Genomic DNA, 16,427 nt, shown 5'->3' on the forward strand with positions numbered 1-16,427 from the left:
TTCGGCGGTAATCGGGTAGGGAAACACTCGCGCTAATTGCTCCAACTTAACTTGTCTTTCCGATTGCAGTAGATTGAGCAGGATACTTAATACTAAAAACTGAGTACGAGTTAAGTGTTGCTGGAGATGCGTCTGATAAAATAGAGGTAACATAATTTGTGATAGGTCGTCGGTACTTTGAACGGGCCTATCTTTTTTTACCACAAGTGGGTCAACGCCTTACCTTGTCTAGCTTCTAACGGGGTTGTCACCCCCCCAGGATCGCTCCTGTTCTTGGGAAAGCGATCGATTATTCAGCAAGCCCTACTTAGTTTAGGTAAATTTGACAAGCTTCTGTAATGCTAAAACTGCATAATTGCAGCCCAAAAGCGTTTCGCTTCCAAGTTTTCACAACTGATAAAAAAATCCGACCCACATCTGCCGAATGTGGGTTGCATCTCACGGTATCAGCATCATCCACTATTGCGACGCTAACAGATGCACAGAAGAACCCGATCGCATTGTCCAAGAGTTTTTAGACATATTGAGTCAGGGATAGGGCGAGTGGTTTTTTCATAAGGGCGATCGCACAAACACCGCTCAGCTATATTTCCCTGAAGACTCAGCAGCATTAGCCAGCCTCTCCACGCCGGCTCGGACAATTACTGCCAAATCTGCGATCGGCATACATTGAATTTTTTTAAGCATATCGTTCGTATCCATCGGTTCCCGCATCGGCTTCCCGTCGAGATGACCTATGAGTTCTTCTAGCGTGAAACCAGCTCTAATAGCAATCTGAGTCAAATTTTCCGTATCCGGGATGCTCTGGCCTTTTTCCCACAACTGCACAGCAGTCGATGACACGCCCAAAAGCTTGCCAAAAGCTCGCTGGCTGAGGTCGCCACGCGCTAACTTAACAATCTCGATCAGTTTTCTCTTACCTTCTGCATCCACAATCGCAGTGACCACTTAACCACACTTAACCAGTTTACTTCTCAATTTATGAATTTTCCACTTGTTATTGACAATAAAACTTATCGCTGCTACTGTTACAAGTATACCAATCACTAAAAACTAGGATTTTAATAGCACCTTAAATAGCTCTACATCAACTGTCCTTACCCAGAAGACTCAGCAGCAGCAGCGAGCCTATCCATCACTGCTCTACCAATCACTGCTAAGTCACTAATCGGCATACATTGAATTTTCTTCAGCAGCTCATTGGTATTGACAGGTTCCGGCATTGGTTTGCCTTCGAGATGAGCCATCAACTCTTCCATTGTAAAGCCCGCTTTTGCCGCAATCTGAGTCAAATTTTTCGTATCCGGGAGTACCTGACCCTTTTCCCAATACTGAACAGCAGACCCAGAGACTCCCAATAGCTTACCAAAAGCGCTAAAACTCAGGTCGCCACGGGCTAGCTTAACAACTTCGCTCAGTTTCTTCCTAGCTTCTGCGTCCACAGTATTAGTCACCAGATCAACACAACTCCTAGTTTACTTATCTACCAAAAAATCTGTCTTTCTTGCTTGACAGCAAAAAGTTTACCAGTTAAAGTGTAAATACTTTTGAAATCATAATTGTATTTGTAGCCAATCAGGGGCAGTAAAAATGACTCGCAAGACACGCAACACCCGTCAAAGCCTGACAGCCTCCGGTTGGCTAAAACCCCAGTGCTGGCAAATCTCCAAAATAGAAGCAGCCGAAGCCCTAAGAATGCCCGTCAACCTCATAGTGAAAGTTTACCCCAAACAACATCAAGTAATAGTCGTTTACCTGAACAAGAAAGGACAAAAATGCAGTTCCTTTTTCAGCTACCGACTATTTGCCAGATGGCAACAAGAGGCGATCGCAGCAATTGCCAGTTGTCGAAACCAGCAAATCCTAGCACCCCTAGAAGTCATTGTACAATACGACCTCGAACATTTCAAATATCCAGTGGCGATCGCCGATGCAATTTGGGAAGCCCTACTCAACCAGATCTCCCGCGTAACAAGGGAACTGAGGCTGAGCAAACAATGCGCCTAGCCCCCCATCACTCCATCAATTAGTAGAAGCAGCCAACTCAGCCAAACGTTCCTGCTGATCCTGAGAAATGCAAGTTTGAATAATCCCCTCAATATCCCCTTCCAAAACACTATTGAGCGAGAAATTCTCCCCCAAACGGTGGTCGGTAGCCCGATTGTCCTTATAGTTGTAAGTGCGAATCTTCTCCGATCGCGAACCAGTACCAACCTGAGCCAAACGCCGCGACTTCACCTCATCCTGCTGCTCCCGCAACTTCATCTCATAGAGCTTAGCCCGCAAAATCTGCATCGCCCGCTCCTTATTCTGCAACTGACTGCGCTCCTCAGTACAGAAAATCCGAATTCCCGTCGGCTTGTGAAACAAATCCGCAGCAGTTTCCACCTTGTTCACGTTTTGGCCGCCAGCGCCGCCCGATCGAGCCGTGCTCATCTCAATATCCTTCGGATCGATGTGAATCTCCACATCATCCACCTCCGGCATCACAGCCACCGTCGCCGTCGAAGTATGCACCCGGCCGCCAGCCTCAGTCACAGGCACTCGCTGCACCCGGTGTACTCCAGCCTCAAACTTCAGCTTGCTGTAAACGCTGTCGCCTGTAATTTCCAGAATCACCTCTTTAAAGCCGCCCATTTCCGCCAGCGACTCGCTCACCAACTTCACCTGCCAGCCTTGAGTTTGAGCGTAGCGCGAATACAGCCGCAGCAAATCTCCCGCCCAAATACTAGCCTCATCACCGCCAGTACCGGCCCGAATTTCCAGCATAATATTCTTGTCATCGTTCGGGTCGCGGGGGAGCAGCAAAACCTTCAAACGACTTTCCAAACTCTCCAGGTTCGCCTCAAGTTCCTGAACTTCCAGCGCCGCCATTTCTTGCATATCTCGATCGCCCGCGGCTTCCTTGAGAACCTGTCGCGCGCCCACCAAATCTTCCTGAGTGGTTTTCCACAGAGCAAAAGTATCGACCACTTCCTCCAAGGACGATCGAGCTTTCGCTACCCGTTGAAACTCTTGATTGTCCCTAGCCACATCCGGGTCAGCCATGCGGCGAGTCAACTCATTAAAAGTTTGCTCTACCGACTTCAATTTATCCAGCAAATAAGATTCAGCCATTGTCAGTTGTCCTTTTTCAATCGATTTTAGATTTTAGATTTTAGATTTTAGATTTTAGATTTGAAGAACAGTGGGGATAGAATCCCGATCAAACTCAACTGCCTGCATAGCGAAGTCTTCAATCTAAACTCTCCAATCCGAGGGCGGATCGATTTGAGATGTTAGATTTTAGATTTTAGATTTTAGAACTCAAGAGCAGTTAGGATAGAATGTCGATCGAACTCTACGCGATCGAACTAAACTACCTGCATAGCAAGTCTTCAATCTAAAATCTAAAATCCGAGGGCGGTAAGTTGCCAGTAGAAAAAACTACTCTCAACAAACTGCGGACAAATGACAATCCAGCTACTTCTTCTTTTTGCCTTTACCAGCAGCCTTAGAAGCATCTGCTTTCGGATCTTCCATTTTCAGCGGTCCAGAGGAAGCATCTGCCTTCGGCATTTCTACCTCGGTCATGCCGTATTTCCGCATAAAGCGCTCCACACGACCTTCAGTATCAATAATCTTCTGAGTGCCAGTATAAAAAGGATGATTTCCCGACCAGACATCAACTTGAAGCTTTGGTCTAGTGGAACCAACAGTCATTACCAGTTCTCCGTTGCAATAAACCTGAGATTCCGGATACCACTCAGGGTGAATGCCATCTTTTGCCATTGTTTTTTACTCTCTAATTTTTGACTTTACAACCATTTTAGCTGTCCTAGGACTTGCGGACCAAAAACAGCCGCGATTTAGCCTTATATCTTGTGGAACCAGCGATCGGGAATCGGAAATAGACTTGAAAAAAAAGGAAGATAGAATCTGGATAATTTTGCCTTCTTCCTTCTTCCTTCTCTCCGTTACATCCGTTACATCCGTTACACAATCCGCTGCCGAACCTTGATTACCGCTTCGAGTATTGAGGAGCCTTGCGAGCTTTCCGCAAACCGTACTTTTTCCGTTCTTTTGCCCGCGGGTCGCGAGTCAAATAGCCTTCAATTTTGAGGGGTTTGCGGTTCTCCGGGTCTAATTGGCACAGCGCTCTAGCGACGCCCAAGCGAATTGAATCAGCTTGGCCTGTCAAGCCACCACCTTCGACTTTTACCAAAATGTCGTACTCATTTTCCAGACCCAAAGTTTCCAGAGGGGCCTTAGCGAGAGCCAAATAAGTAGGGTTGAATTGCAGGTACAAATCCCCCTCTTTACCATTGACAGTCAGTATGCCAGTGCCGGGAACCAAGCGCACCCGCGCTACGGAACGCTTGCGGCGGCCGGTACCCCAGTACACAGCGCGACCGGATGTATCTGTTGCTTGCATTACTCATTTCCTCCCGGAATCGTGTGAACAATTAATTCTTCTGGTTTTTGAGCTTGGTGCGGGTGGTTGGGGCCAGCGTACACCTTCAGTTTAGTAAACAGTTGTCTGCCGAGAGAAGTGTGAGGCAGCATTCCCCGTATAGCTTCTTCGACGATTCTTTCGGGCAAACGTGCTTGCAATTTGGCAAAAGTTTCTGTTTTCATGCCGCCCGGTCTTCCAGAATGGCGGCGGTAGATTTTCTGGGTGCGTTTTTTGCCAGTAACAGCGATTTTGTCCGCATTGATGACAATTACGAAATCGCCGGTATCCATAGAAGGAGTGTAAGTCGGTTTGTGTTTCCCCCGGAGGTACATGGCAACTTCAGTTGCCAGACGGCCCAGCCGTTGGTCAGCGGCATCGACCACGTACCACTTGTGCTCTAGGGAGTCTTGAGTAGGGACGTAAGTTTTGTTCATTGTTTGTTGTTAGTTGTCTGTTAACTGTTAACTGTTGTTAGGTGTCAGTTGTCAGTTGTCAGTTGTCAGTTTTTAATTGTTAGTTGTCCTTAGTTTTTTATTAGTAGTTACCTAATGACTAATGACTAATGACTAATGACTAATGACTAATGACTAATTTTGGCTGCGTGTCGTACCAGACCTCTGGGGGAAAGGGAAATTCTGAATAGCCAACCCGCAGCAGGCACAAACCTTGAGCGGGAGCGGCATATTTTACCATTTCTCGGCGTTCGTTGACCCAGATATCTGTGAAATTGTCGATCGGCCTTTCCCCGCGACCCACCTGCACCAGCAACCCCACCAGCAGCCGCATCATCCCGTACAGAAACCCGCTCGCCTGAACCTCAATATAGATAAGAGACCCAGAACGGTGACACTCTGCCGCTTGTACGTCCACCCAGGAATGGGGGCGGGCAGACCCCGCGCGGTGGAAAGCAGCCAGGTGATGCCGCCCGATTAGCGGTGTCAATGCTGTCTGAATCAAAGATTCATCCACAGGGGCGTGATAGCAGTGCCAAGCAAAAGGACGCACAAACAAATTAGGGGTCGGGTCTGTATAAAGGGTGTAGCGATAGCGCCGCCAACTGGCTGAGAACCGAGCGTGCCAGGTAGGTTCCACCTTTGCCGAAGCTCGAATTAAAATATCTTTTGCCAGTCGAGAGTTGAGAACGCTTGCCCAGCGGTGAGCCGGAATTGGGCCCAGGGCGTCAAAATGGGCTACTTGAGCAGCGGCGTGAACTCCCGCATCCGTTCTCCCGGCAGCGTGCAGCGTTACCGGGCGTTCCAGAACAGTCGATATTGCTGTTTCAATTTCTTCTTGTACTGTACGCTGGTTCGGCTGTCGCTGCCAACCGTGAAAGTTAGTGCCGAGGTATTGGATCACCAGAGCAACGCGCTGTATCGATTGGGGATTGTCGGTTGGGGATTTTGGATTGTCAGTCATAAATCACAAATCTCCAACCCAAAATTGAATTAAACCAGTTCAACGATCGCCATTTCGGAATTGTCTCCTTGACGGGGGACAGTTCGTACTACGCGGGTGTAGCCCCCGTTGCGCGAGCCGTACCGTTCTTGTGCCGCCTCAAACAAGGCGTGTACTAACTGTTTATCGTAGATATAGCCCATAGCTTGGCGGCGAGAGGCCAAGGAGCCATCTTTGGCCAGGGTAATCATCCTGTCCGCCTCTGAGCGCAGCGCTTTGGCGCGGGCTAGAGTGGTAGTGATTTTACCGTGGCGGATTAATTCGGTGGTCAGCGAGCGCAGTAGGGCGCGGCGCTGGTCAGCCGGTTTGCTGAGTTGGGGAACGCGACAGCGGTGACGCATGGCAGTTGGTAATTGGTAATTGGTAATTGGGCGCCGGGATAGTTCGCGAGTTTTGAGCGGTGAATTCTTTAACTTAAAAACTCACCTACTTAAAATTCAGAACTTTTTTACCCGTTACCCGTTGATTAACTTTTAGCTGATTTTTCCTGTGGCAAGGTAATGCCCAAGCGTTTTTGTAAAGCTTCAATCACTTCTTCTGCGGACTTCTGCCCGAAATTCTTGATCTCGAGCAAGTCTTCTTGGGTATAATCCAATAAGTCTGCGACTGAGTTGATCTGAGCCCGCTTGAGACAGTTGTAAGCCCGGACGGACAACTGCAATTCTTCGATCGGAATTTGGCTGGTAGGATCGGCTTCACCGGGATACTCTGGTTTGAGAGAATCTTGGGTGATGTCTTTGAGAGGTGCAAATAAATCTACCAGGATGTGGGCAGATTGACTCAAAGCTTCTTGAGGAGTCACGCTGCCATCAGTCCAGATTTCCATAATCAGCCGGTCTTTCTCGACCGTGCCGCCTACCCTAGCATCTTCAACGCTATAGTTAACTCTGCGAATCGGCATAAAGATGGCGTCAATTTGGAGAAAATCCAAAGCCGACCCATCATCGCGACTGCGGTCTACTGCTCGGTATCCGATGCCTTTTTCAATTCTGAATTCCATTTCCAGAACTGAGCCGGGCGAGAGAGTGGCAATGTACTGGGAGCGATCAATCAATTCCACCTCTGAGGGCAAATCGAATCTATCGGCCGTTACTGTGACAGGCCCCTCAATCCGCAACCTGCCGATTTGCGGCTGCTGAGAATGAGTTTTGAGGACCACCTCTTTCATGTTCAGGAGAATTTCTAGAACATCCTCACGTACCCCTTCGATCGTGGCAAACTCGTGATTGACGCCCGCGATTCGGACTGAAGTTACTGCTGTTCCTTCCAAATTTGACAGCAGAACTCGCCGAAGCGCATTCCCAACAGTTGTTCCTTGACCGCGATCGAGCGGTTCCAGGACAAATTTTCCGTACTGACTGCGGTCTTTGTCAGTGTTAGACTCTATACATTCAATTTGAAACTGCGCCACGGAGTGACCTCCCTTTTCCACTTTGGATTTTTGATTTTGGATTTTAGATTGCAGAGCATACCCCTGAACGGATTTCGGATTTTGGATGGACGGGGCAACAGTTAGAACCATTAGTTTTTGACTTTAAGCAGTTAGCCATTATCCAAAATCTAAAATCTAAAATCTCAAATCGTTTTAGACTCTACGCCGCTTGGGAGGGCGACAGCCGTTGTGAGGAATTGGGGTAACATCTCTAATCAGGGTGATTTCCAGTCCCGCCCCTTGCAGCGCCCGAATTGCAGTTTCTCGACCTGCTCCGGGCCCGCTCACCATTACTTCTATTTGGCGCATTCCTTGGTCGTTGGCTCTGCGGGCAGCACTTTCTGCTGCTGTTTGAGCTGCAAAGGGAGTCCCCTTTTTAGCTCCTTTAAAACCACTGGAACCTGCCGATGCCCAGGATATCACTTCGCCGTTGAGGTCGGTAATAGTTACAATCGTGTTGTTAAAGGTAGACTGGATGTAGCCTACCCCATTGGGTACATTCCGTTTCTGCTTTTTTGCACCAGATTTCTTGCCTGTTTGTTGTCGCGCCATATTAGTCTCTTTAACGTTTCTCTCAACTAATGTCCCGAAGCGCTAGGAGCCAGCAGCCCCCAGCGTATTTTTCCCAAAAAGATGTTACTTCTTGGAAGGTGCCTTTTTCTTGCCCGCAACTGTTCGGCGGACGCCACGACGGGTTCTGGCGTTGGTACGGGTTCGTTGTCCCCGCACCGGCAGACCCAAACGGTGACGCCGACCGCGATAAGTTCCGATGTCCATCAGGCGCTTGATGTTCATTGACTCCCAGCGCCGGAGGTCTCCTTCGATTTGGTATGTGGTTTCTACATGAGCCCGCAGAGCTGTCACGTCGGCCTCTGTTAAATCCTTGACGCGAGTGTCAGGATTTACGCCTGTTGCAGCGATAATTTTTTGGGCTCGCGACAAGCCTATTCCGTAAATGTATGTCAGACCTATTTCGACGCGCTTATCGCGTGGAAGGTCTACCCCGGCAATCCGTGCCACACTTTTTGTCTCCCTAGTTTTCCTGTTTGGCTACAATGTTCAATTAGGATGCACCTGCGTGCATTGCCCAATCTTCCTTTTTTCTAACCTTGGCGTTGTTTGTGTTTCGGGTTAGTGCATATCACCATCACTCGACCGCGACGGCGGATGACGCGACATTTCTCACAAATTTTTTTGACAGATGCTCGAACTTTCATCTTTCTTCCTGCCTGGAGAACCCCGCTCTACCGGAGAGCAGGCACGCTGGGACTGCCCGTAGAGCGGTGGGAGGAGAGGCTGGGCAAGGTGTAGGCCTCTCCTCGATTAAATTGTATAAAGTGCGGGTTGTTTCATGAAGGAGCCCGCTTGCACCCACTCCCATTGCTGGGTAAAGTTCGGCTGCACAAAACAAAAATGTTTGTGAGCGATACTTTTACGGTGTAACAATGACTTAACCCGGTACACCGATGGGTTGTTGACGCCCTTCTCGGCAACACTACAAACGTAGCATTATAGCATAAATTTGAAGCTTTTTACCAAATTCTCTCTAAATTAAACTTAGAATTAGTTTTTAGAAAGTTTTATCTAAGCCTATTTTTTCCGAAGGCGATAAGTAATCCTGCCTTTGGTCAAGTCGTAGGGAGTCAATTCGACTTTGACGCGATCGCCAGGCAGAATTTTGATGTAGTTGCGGCGGATCTTGCCGGAAATGTGAGCCAGCACGTTAAACCCATTATCTAGGTCAACGCGAAACATCGCATTGGGCAGGGATTCCGTCACTGTCCCTTCCATTTCAATTAAATCTTGCTTAGACAATTTGGTATTTACCTCAACTCTACATTTGATTAACTAGGAGTGTCCCGGCGTTGGTCTCAAAACCTATTTACTGGTAGGAGTCAAACGGGAACGGGGGGCAATAATTAGGGCGACTCGATCGACTTCTGGACTCAACCAACCGCTCGCTTTAGCTTTACTTGAGTAAAGTTGTAGCAATTAGTATTGAGTTCAATCCTGTTTCTAGCAACCCTCACAAAACCTGATAGCACAAAAAGCTCCTAGTTAACATATCTTAGCAAAAGCTGGTGAGTAACAAGCTGTATTGAGAGGGTTCAAGAGTCGCCAGAGAGAGCTTGCTGCAGTTCTGCGGTGACTAATTCCATCGGTCGATCACCATCAACCGCAACTAACTGTTGACGGCCGCTGTAAAAATCAATCAAAGGCTCAGTTTGCTCGCGATAAACTTGCAACCGGCGGCGGATCGTCTCCTCATTGTCATCCTGCCGGCCCCGCGACAGCAGGCGAGACACCAAAATGTCGTCAGGCACGTCGAGATTAACAGCTTTGACACCAAATTTCGGGTTAGATGTACTCTCCTCGGCACCGCTAAGCTTGTGCAGCAGTTTGTCTAAAAAAGTTGCCTGGGCAACAGTGCGGGGAAAGCCGTCGAGAATCCAGCCCGCATTCGCGTCCGCTTCATTCAAGCGTTCCTGCACGATATCCATCAGCAATTGGTCTGGAACCAACTCACCCTTGTCCATGTAGGCTTGCGCCTTTAGGCCCAAGGCAGTTTTCGCCACCACGCAGGCGCGCAGGATTTCGCCCGTAGAAATGTGGGGTATTTTCCAGAGAGCGGCTAATATCTGAGCCTGAGTTCCCTTTCCCGCCCCTGGAGGTCCCATGAAAATAAATTGCATTACGATTACTTCACCATTCCTTCATATCGCTGGGAGATGACGTAAGTTTGAATTTGTTTAGCAGTTTCGATCGCCACACCTACTAGAATCAGTAAGGAAGTTGCGCCAAAACCTCTAAAAGTTTGCACCCCGATCGCGCTTTCTACAGCAGTTGGTACAATGGCCACCAGACCGAGAAAAATCGCTCCCAAGAAAGTCAAACGGTTCAAAACCTTCTCCACATAATCACTCGTTTTCTGACCCGGACGAATTCCAGGAATGCTAGCGCCCATTTTCTTCAAGTTCTGAGACATATCTACGGGGTTGACAATCAACGAAGCGTAGAAATAGCTGAAGAACAGAATCAAAGTCAAATAAAACAGCGCGTAAGCCCAAGGCGCTGGCCCGTCCGGCCTCAAAACATTAGCAACTTGAACCAAAAACGGGTTATTGAGAGACTGAGCGAGGAAAGAAGGCACAATCAACACCGAAGATGCAAAAATAATCGGCATCACTCCACCTTGATTCAAGCGCAGGGGCAGATAGCTCCGGCTCTCCCGATAAACTTTGCGGCCGACTTGGCGACGGGCCGAAATAATCGGAATGCGGCGAGTACCTTCCTGAACAAAAACAATCCCGACAATCGTCACCAAAAAGACCAGCAGCAGAACAACTACACGGCCGACAACTTGCGTGTCCCCACTTTGAGCCAATTCAAAAGTTTGTCCCAAAGAGCGTGGCAAAACCGACACAATGTTGATAAATATCAGCAGCGAGGCTCCGTTCCCGATACCTCGCTCCGTCACCACTTCCGATATCCACATCACAAACATTGATCCGGCCGTCAGAGCCAAAGCAGTTTGTGCTATGAATAAAGGCGATGGAGATTGAGCAAAAGGGCTGACCCAAATCGCAATGCCAATACTTTGCAGAATGGCCCAGCCCAAAGAAACGTAGCGAGTAATTTGAGAAATCTTGCGCCGCCCTGCTTCTCCTTCATTTTTCTGCAAGTCTTCTAAGCTTGGCAGAGCCGCAGTTAGAAGTTGCACAATAATTGAAGCATTAATGTAGGGCAAAATCCCCAGCGCGAAAATCCCCAAAGCTGACAAGCCGCCTCCTGAGAACAAATCCAGAAAGCCAATTAAAGGGCTATTTTCGACGTTTTGGGCAAAGGCGACTCGATCGATGCCAGGGACTGGCAAGTGGACACCCAGGCGTACTAAAATCAGTAAACCAATGGTTACGAGTATGCGGCCTCGCAAACCAGCAGCTTGAGCCATCTGCATGAATGTCTCTTGTGCAGTTGGCGCTTTCTCTCTACTAACGTCCATAGTTACGATTTTGGATTTTAGATTTGGGATTTTCGACTAAATCATTTTCTGATAGCAAGCTTGAGGATTTGAGATTTGGACAGACTCTCAAACCTCACATCTTCACGCAACTAATTCGCAACTTCCGCCTGCAGCTTCTATTTTGGTGCGAGCACCTGCGGTAAAAGCCGAGGCGCGCACTTGCAGAGGCACATTCAGTTCGCCATCTCCTAAGATTTTCAGCGGCCCATTGTCAGTATTGACAATTTTCGCTTGGATCAAAGAGGTGAGAGTAACTTCTGTGTTTGCTGGCAGGGATGCTAATTTACTTACATTAATGGTAGTGTACTCTTTGCGGTTCACTAAAGGGAAGCTTTTCAGCTTGGGCAGGCGGCGGTAAAGAGGGTTTTGACCACCTTCAAAACCGGGTCTAGTGCCGCTACCGGCTCTAGATTTTTGACCGCGCATCCCTTTGCCGGAGCTCGCGCCTTGACCGGCAGAAATACCTCTGCCCAAGCGTCGGGGGCGCTTTTGGGAGCCTGCTTTGGGTCGGGCGTCTTGCAATCTCATAGTTTTAGTAATTGGTAATTGGTCTTTGGTATTTAGAGAGTGGGTACGCAGTAGTTTTGAGTGCGTGAGTTTTGAGTTGGGGATGTTTTTATTTTCCACACAAGCACTTAACACTCAAAACTTACAGTTTCCCAATCTCGCGTGCCCTAACCGTAGAGGTTTTCTACTGGAATTCCGCGCTCTTGAGCAACTTCGGACAAGGTGCGGAGGGTCGAGAGGGCATTGACTGCGGCTCGGGCGTTGTTTAAGGGATTTCCAGAACCTAGCTGTTTGGCTAAGATGTTGCGGACTCCTGCTAGTTCCAGAACAGTTCGCACTGCTCCCCCTGCAATTACCCCGGTTCCCGGAGCGGCCGGCCGCATCATGACTTTCGCTCCGCCACCGTCACCGTTGATGGGGTGAGGGATCGAGTTAGATTTGGTGAGGGGGACTTCAATTAGGTGCTTTTTGCCGTCAGCGACGCCTTTTTTAACGGCACCGATTACGTCACTAGCTTTGCCGACTCCCACTCCAACTTGACCGCGTTCGTTGCCGATAATGACTATGGCGCGGAAGCTAAGTTTTTTACCACCTTTGACTACTTTGGTAACGCGCCGGATCTGAACGACCCGCTCTTGCCATTCGGATTCTTTTTCGCGCGTTTTGTTGTTGCTGCTTTTTTTCTTGTTGCGCTGTTCTTTTTGTTCTGCCATAGTTTTGTTTTTTGGGAATTGGGGATTAGTAACTGGTAGTTGGAAATGAGAAATTAACAATTAGGAATTAAGAATTTTGTTGTATATTCTTTTTTCCTTCTTCCTTCTTCCTTCTTCCTTCTTCCTTCTTCCTAAAAGTCTAACCCGGCTTCGCGAGCTGCTTCTGCGAGGGCTTTAACGCGACCGTGATAGAGGTTGCCCCCGCGATCAAATACGACTTTGACTATGCCAGCGCTGGAACAGCGTTTGGCAATCAACTGACCGACTTGGGCGCTCGCGGAGCAGTTGCTTCCAGAAGAGAGAACGGACTTCAAATCCGGGTCGAGGGTTGACGCGGCAGCCAAAGTGTGCTGTGTCGTGTCGTCGATTACTTGGGCGTAGATGTGCTGCTCTGATCGAAATACCGCTAATCTGGGACGTTCGGAGGTGCCGAACACCTTGCGCCGCACGCGGCGGTGTCTGCGGTGAACTGATTCTTTGCGAGTAAGCTTCATGATTACTTCTTACCTGTTTTGCCTGTTTTACCAGCTTTGCGACGGACAACTTCGCCACTGTAGCGAATGCCTTTGCCCTTGTACACTTCAGGCGGACGCACCGCGCGGATGCGGGCTGCTGTATTGCCTACGAGTTCTTTGTCAATGCCGGAGACAATGACGTTGGTGTTGCCTTCAACTGCCATTGTGATGCCTTCTGGAGGGGGCATTTCAACGGGTTTGCTGTAACCGACGTTTAAAATCAGGTTCCGTCCTTGAACCTGTGCCCGATAACCTGTGCCGATAATTTCGAGGCGCCGCTGAAAACCTTGGGATACACCTTCGACCATGTTGGCGACTAGGGTGCGGCACAAGCCGTGCAGTTGTCTGGCGACGCGAGATTCGTCTCGGCGGGTAACGAGTAAAGTCTCGCCTTCAATTCCCATGAGGATTTCGGCTGGGATTACTCGGGAAAGTTCACCTTTAGGGCCTTTGACGGCTACTTTTTGACCGTCTAGGGTGATGGTGACTTTCGTGGGAATGCTAATCGGACGCTTGCCAATTCGCGACATAGTTTTTTGTCCTTTGTTTTTAGTTATTAGTCCTTGATGATTAATCTTTAGTTATTAGTCCTTAGTTATTGATTTTTGAGTCTCTTGCCAACGACCAGTGACTAATGACTAATGACTAATGACTACCAAACATAACAAAGCACTTCACCGCCCAAACCTTGGCGTCGAGCTTCTCGATCGGTCATAATGCCGCTGGAGGTAGAAATAATGGCTATGCCAATTCCGCCTAATACTCTGGGCAATTCTTTACGGTTCGAGTAAACGCGCAGTCCTGGTTTGCTGACTCGCTTAAGTGCCGTGATAATGGGCTTGCGAGTTTTACCTTTGTACTTTAGAGAAAGCACTAAATGTCGCTTGATCCCTTCTGGTTCTGCTTCTTCAATTTCGCTGATAAAGCCTTCACTTTTGAGGACTTGGGCGATGCTGCGGGTCATTTTTGTAGCTGGAATTTGCGTTGTTTGGTGGCGCGCCATGCAAGAATTGCGAATGCGCGTCAACATATCTGCTATGGTATCGTTAGCTGCCATCTTTTGCTTCTTACTCTAGTGCTTAGTTGTCCCGGAACGGCATTCCCATTTCTTTAAGCAAGGCGCGTCCTTCTTCGTCGGTGTTTGCTGTGGTGATAATTGAAATGTCCATGCCTCGAATTTGATCGATGCGGTCATATTCTATTTCTGGAAAAATTAGCTGTTCTCTCAGACCCAAGCTGTAGTTGCCGCGCCCGTCAAAGCTTTTGGGGCTGATGCCGCGGAAGTCGCGGATTCGGGGGAGTGCGAGGTTGATCAGCCGATCGAGAAAATCGTACATCCGATCGCCGCGCAGCGTCACCATAACGCCTACGGGTACTCCTTTGCGGATTTTGAAGCCTGCGATCGCTTTTTTGGCCCGCGTCACCACTGGTTTTTGCCCGGTGATGATGCCAATTTCGTTGATCGACGAATCCAGTGCCTTAGCGTTTTGAGATGCTTCTCCCAAACCGCGGTTCACTGTGACTTTGACGAGTTTGGGAACCTGATGGATATTAGTATATTTAAACTGATCCATCAGTGTGGGAACGATTTTTCCTTGATAAAGAACCTTGAGTTTGTCCGGCATAGTTTTTGTGTTTCGTTAACTGTCCCTGGGCTTGGTCAGGGAATTTGTCGATTGTCCGTCCCACCGATGCTAGCTGTTAGTTATGAGTTGAAAAGTCACTGGTCTGAAGGCGGACTAATGACCGATGACTGATAACAAATCACTATTAATCGATGATTTCTCCAGTTTTTTTGAGCTGTCGCAGTTTCCGGCCGTCTTCGCTAAATGTATAGCAAACGCGGCTAGCTATTTTTTCTTTTTCGGAATAGTGCATGACATTTGAGCTGTGAATGGGAGCCTCAAACGTGAGTATTTTCCCGGACTCTCCCTCTTGCTGGGGCTTGACGTGCTTGGTTCTGATGTTTACACCTTTAACAACTACTTTGCTGACTTTAGGATATGTCTTTAAGATTTCTCCGACTTTTCCTTTCTCTTTGCCAGTAATTATTTGCACGGTGTCGCCTGCTTTGACGTGCATTCTGTAGCGCTGCGATTCGCTAGTTGGTTTACCCTTTTTTCCGTACATTTTAAAGTACCTCCGGGGCTAAGGAAACGATTTTAGTAAAGTTTTTGTCGCGCAATTCGCGGGCGACGGGGCCGAAGACGCGAGTGCCTTTGGGGTTGCCGTCTACGTTGATAATAACGGCGGCGTTATCGTCAAAACGAATGCTCATGCCACTGTCGCGGCGCAGACCTTTGCGGGTTCTGACAATGACGGCCCGAACGACATCTGATTTTTTGACGGCCATATTGGGGATGGCGTCTTTGACGACGGCAATGATGACATCGCCGACTCCGCCGTAGCGACGGTTGCCGCCTCCCAATACGCGGATGCACATCAGTTTGCGGGCTCCGCTATTGTCGGCGACATTGAGGTATGTCTGGGGTTGAATCATGGTGATTGTTGAGTGTTAACTGTTGACTGTTAACTGTTAACTGTTAACTGTTGACTGTTGACTGTTGACTGCTAGTTGATTGTTAATTTTTGATCGGGAGATCGCGATGTCGCAATTAACTGTTAGCCGTTTTTTGTCCCGAAAATCTCAGCAACCGTCCAACGTTTGGTTTTGCTCAGTGGGCGAGTTTCAGTGATGCGAACGCGATCGCCCGATTTGCACTGATTTTCTTCGTCGTGAGCTTTGTACCGCTTGGTGCGGACTACGATTTTGCCGTATTTGGTGTGGGAGGAGCGGTTTTCGATTGCTACCACGACGGTTTTATCCATCTTGTCGCTGACTACTACGCCAACTCGTTCTTTAATTGCCATAGCTACCTATTTTTGTTGTGCAATTGACTTTTTTTAGCTACTGTGCGATCGTCGGCTCGGCTGCTTCTGACTCTTGGCTGACTGCTGCGGTTGCAGCAGGCTGTGCTACCTGTTTAGATGCGGCTTTTTGCTGCTGCTGCTTCTTTCTCAGCAACGATTTGGCGCTCGCGTTCAACTGTCATCAATTGAGCTAGCCGGTGTTTGGCATGCTTGAACAGGTGAGGCTTTTCCATGCGGCCGGTAGCTTGCTGAAGCCGCAATTCCATTAGTTGGCGCTTGACGGCTAAAATTTGCTCTGCTACTGCAGCATCGCTTAATTCTCTAGCTTCTTTAATCTTGGTCAAAGACATAATTGTGTGCTTTCTCGTTAGCGAGCGGTATGACAGAAGACAGAATTGTCTCTTAGGCTGAAGGTCGAAGGAAAGAAAAGTTATGAAAGCCAGATTTTAAATTGCTGTAGCCGTTTAAAATGCTG

26 protein-coding genes and 1 pseudogene are annotated in these 16,427 nt (G+C 48.5%); 1 reads left to right on the forward strand and 26 read right to left on the reverse strand.

Annotated elements, in window-relative coordinates; all coding sequences use genetic code 11:
- From QUA74_RS09910 to QUA74_RS09920, 3 genes and pseudogenes are all read right to left on the reverse strand, one after another.
- Positions 1-204: pseudogene (locus QUA74_RS09910) on the reverse strand (hypothetical protein); the annotation flags it as partial.
- Between the two features lie 375 nt (positions 205-579).
- A complete protein-coding gene (locus QUA74_RS09915; RefSeq protein ID WP_333239177.1) occupies positions 580-948 on the reverse strand; it encodes a helix-turn-helix transcriptional regulator in 369 nt (122 codons plus the stop codon).
- Between the two features lie 149 nt (positions 949-1,097).
- Positions 1,098-1,454, reverse strand: coding sequence for a helix-turn-helix transcriptional regulator (locus QUA74_RS09920; RefSeq protein WP_333327552.1), 357 nt, complete (start codon positions 1,452-1,454; stop codon positions 1,098-1,100).
- A gap of 136 nt (positions 1,455-1,590) precedes the next feature.
- On the opposite strand from QUA74_RS09920, the gene QUA74_RS09925 reads away from it, so the two are divergent.
- Positions 1,591-2,007 carry a hypothetical protein gene (locus tag QUA74_RS09925; RefSeq protein ID WP_333327555.1) on the forward strand — a complete coding sequence of 139 codons (417 nt, stop codon included), beginning with the start codon at positions 1,591-1,593 and terminating at the stop codon, positions 2,005-2,007.
- 15 nt (positions 2,008-2,022) lie between these two features.
- Here the strand turns inward: QUA74_RS09925 and prfA are convergent, their stop codons facing one another.
- The 23 genes from prfA to rpmC all read right to left on the reverse strand — a co-directional run bounded on the left by prfA (position 2,023) and on the right by rpmC (position 16,302).
- The gene (gene prfA, locus QUA74_RS09930; protein ID WP_333327557.1) at positions 2,023-3,117 is read right to left on the reverse strand and encodes a peptide chain release factor 1; all 1,095 of its coding nucleotides are present in this window, start codon (positions 3,115-3,117) and stop codon (positions 2,023-2,025) included.
- Positions 3,118-3,462: 345 nt separating this feature from the next.
- Entirely contained in the window at positions 3,463-3,771 is a 309-nt protein-coding gene (rpmE, locus tag QUA74_RS09935) for a 50S ribosomal protein L31 (RefSeq protein WP_242719730.1), read from the reverse strand.
- A 229-nt stretch (positions 3,772-4,000) separates the two neighbouring features.
- Entirely contained in the window at positions 4,001-4,414 is a 414-nt protein-coding gene (gene rpsI, locus QUA74_RS09940) for a 30S ribosomal protein S9 (RefSeq protein WP_242719727.1), read from the reverse strand.
- A complete protein-coding gene (gene rplM / locus QUA74_RS09945) occupies positions 4,414-4,869 on the reverse strand; it encodes a 50S ribosomal protein L13 (RefSeq protein WP_015178725.1) in 456 nt (151 codons plus the stop codon). The genes rpsI and rplM overlap by 1 nt, the downstream gene beginning before the upstream one ends.
- 139 nt (positions 4,870-5,008) lie before the next feature.
- The gene (gene truA, locus QUA74_RS09950; RefSeq protein WP_333327562.1) at positions 5,009-5,851 is read right to left on the reverse strand and encodes a tRNA pseudouridine(38-40) synthase TruA; all 843 of its coding nucleotides are present in this window, start codon (positions 5,849-5,851) and stop codon (positions 5,009-5,011) included.
- Positions 5,852-5,880: 29 nt separating this feature from the next.
- The gene (rplQ, locus tag QUA74_RS09955; protein ID WP_006634978.1) at positions 5,881-6,231 is read right to left on the reverse strand and encodes a 50S ribosomal protein L17; all 351 of its coding nucleotides are present in this window, start codon (positions 6,229-6,231) and stop codon (positions 5,881-5,883) included.
- Between the two features lie 125 nt (positions 6,232-6,356).
- Positions 6,357-7,301, reverse strand: coding sequence for a DNA-directed RNA polymerase subunit alpha (locus QUA74_RS09960; protein WP_332958426.1), 945 nt, complete (start codon positions 7,299-7,301; stop codon positions 6,357-6,359).
- Positions 7,302-7,475: 174 nt separating this feature from the next.
- Positions 7,476-7,874 (reverse strand): 30S ribosomal protein S11, encoded by a 399-nt coding sequence (gene rpsK / locus QUA74_RS09965; protein ID WP_006634980.1) that lies wholly within the window; start codon positions 7,872-7,874, stop codon positions 7,476-7,478.
- A gap of 84 nt (positions 7,875-7,958) precedes the next feature.
- Entirely contained in the window at positions 7,959-8,342 is a 384-nt protein-coding gene (gene rpsM / locus QUA74_RS09970) for a 30S ribosomal protein S13 (RefSeq protein WP_006634981.1), read from the reverse strand.
- Between the two features lie 83 nt (positions 8,343-8,425).
- Positions 8,426-8,539, reverse strand: a complete 114-nt coding sequence (gene rpmJ, locus QUA74_RS09975; protein ID WP_015178722.1) for a 50S ribosomal protein L36 — start codon at positions 8,537-8,539, stop codon at positions 8,426-8,428.
- Positions 8,540-8,912: 373 nt separating this feature from the next.
- The gene (gene infA, locus QUA74_RS09980) at positions 8,913-9,137 is read right to left on the reverse strand and encodes a translation initiation factor IF-1 (RefSeq protein ID WP_006276978.1); all 225 of its coding nucleotides are present in this window, start codon (positions 9,135-9,137) and stop codon (positions 8,913-8,915) included.
- Positions 9,138-9,430: 293 nt separating this feature from the next.
- On the reverse strand, positions 9,431-10,015 hold the full coding sequence (locus QUA74_RS09985) for an adenylate kinase (protein ID WP_333327565.1): 585 nt from the start codon (positions 10,013-10,015) through the stop codon (positions 9,431-9,433).
- Between the two features lie 5 nt (positions 10,016-10,020).
- Positions 10,021-11,325 (reverse strand): preprotein translocase subunit SecY, encoded by a 1,305-nt coding sequence (gene secY / locus QUA74_RS09990; protein WP_333327569.1) that lies wholly within the window; start codon positions 11,323-11,325, stop codon positions 10,021-10,023.
- A 102-nt stretch (positions 11,326-11,427) separates the two neighbouring features.
- Complete coding sequence (rplO, locus tag QUA74_RS09995; protein ID WP_333160383.1) at positions 11,428-11,874, reverse strand: 50S ribosomal protein L15; 447 nt, start codon at positions 11,872-11,874, stop codon at positions 11,428-11,430.
- 146 nt (positions 11,875-12,020) lie between these two features.
- Positions 12,021-12,566: a 30S ribosomal protein S5 gene (gene rpsE, locus QUA74_RS10000; protein ID WP_006634985.1), complete on the reverse strand. Its 546-nt coding sequence runs from the start codon at positions 12,564-12,566 to the stop codon at positions 12,021-12,023.
- A 131-nt stretch (positions 12,567-12,697) separates the two neighbouring features.
- Entirely contained in the window at positions 12,698-13,060 is a 363-nt protein-coding gene (gene rplR / locus QUA74_RS10005; protein WP_333327572.1) for a 50S ribosomal protein L18, read from the reverse strand.
- 2 nt (positions 13,061-13,062) lie between these two features.
- Complete coding sequence (rplF, locus tag QUA74_RS10010) at positions 13,063-13,611, reverse strand: 50S ribosomal protein L6 (RefSeq protein WP_333074731.1); 549 nt, start codon at positions 13,609-13,611, stop codon at positions 13,063-13,065.
- Positions 13,612-13,733: 122 nt separating this feature from the next.
- Positions 13,734-14,138 (reverse strand): 30S ribosomal protein S8, encoded by a 405-nt coding sequence (gene rpsH, locus QUA74_RS10015; RefSeq protein WP_333327576.1) that lies wholly within the window; start codon positions 14,136-14,138, stop codon positions 13,734-13,736.
- Between the two features lie 22 nt (positions 14,139-14,160).
- The gene (rplE, locus tag QUA74_RS10020) at positions 14,161-14,706 is read right to left on the reverse strand and encodes a 50S ribosomal protein L5 (protein ID WP_006634989.1); all 546 of its coding nucleotides are present in this window, start codon (positions 14,704-14,706) and stop codon (positions 14,161-14,163) included.
- A gap of 145 nt (positions 14,707-14,851) precedes the next feature.
- The gene (gene rplX / locus QUA74_RS10025) at positions 14,852-15,211 is read right to left on the reverse strand and encodes a 50S ribosomal protein L24 (protein WP_333327579.1); all 360 of its coding nucleotides are present in this window, start codon (positions 15,209-15,211) and stop codon (positions 14,852-14,854) included.
- Position 15,212: 1 nt separating this feature from the next.
- Positions 15,213-15,581, reverse strand: coding sequence for a 50S ribosomal protein L14 (gene rplN / locus QUA74_RS10030; RefSeq protein WP_006634991.1), 369 nt, complete (start codon positions 15,579-15,581; stop codon positions 15,213-15,215).
- Between the two features lie 122 nt (positions 15,582-15,703).
- Positions 15,704-15,952 (reverse strand): 30S ribosomal protein S17, encoded by a 249-nt coding sequence (rpsQ, locus tag QUA74_RS10035; protein ID WP_006634992.1) that lies wholly within the window; start codon positions 15,950-15,952, stop codon positions 15,704-15,706.
- A 113-nt stretch (positions 15,953-16,065) separates the two neighbouring features.
- Positions 16,066-16,302 (reverse strand): 50S ribosomal protein L29, encoded by a 237-nt coding sequence (gene rpmC / locus QUA74_RS10040; RefSeq protein WP_333327582.1) that lies wholly within the window; start codon positions 16,300-16,302, stop codon positions 16,066-16,068.
- Between the last annotated feature and the right edge of the window lie 125 nt (positions 16,303-16,427).

Source organism: Microcoleus sp. LAD1_D3, from assembly GCF_036702135.1.
In the GTDB taxonomy this organism is placed as follows: Bacteria; Cyanobacteriota; Cyanobacteriia; order Cyanobacteriales; family Microcoleaceae; genus Microcoleus.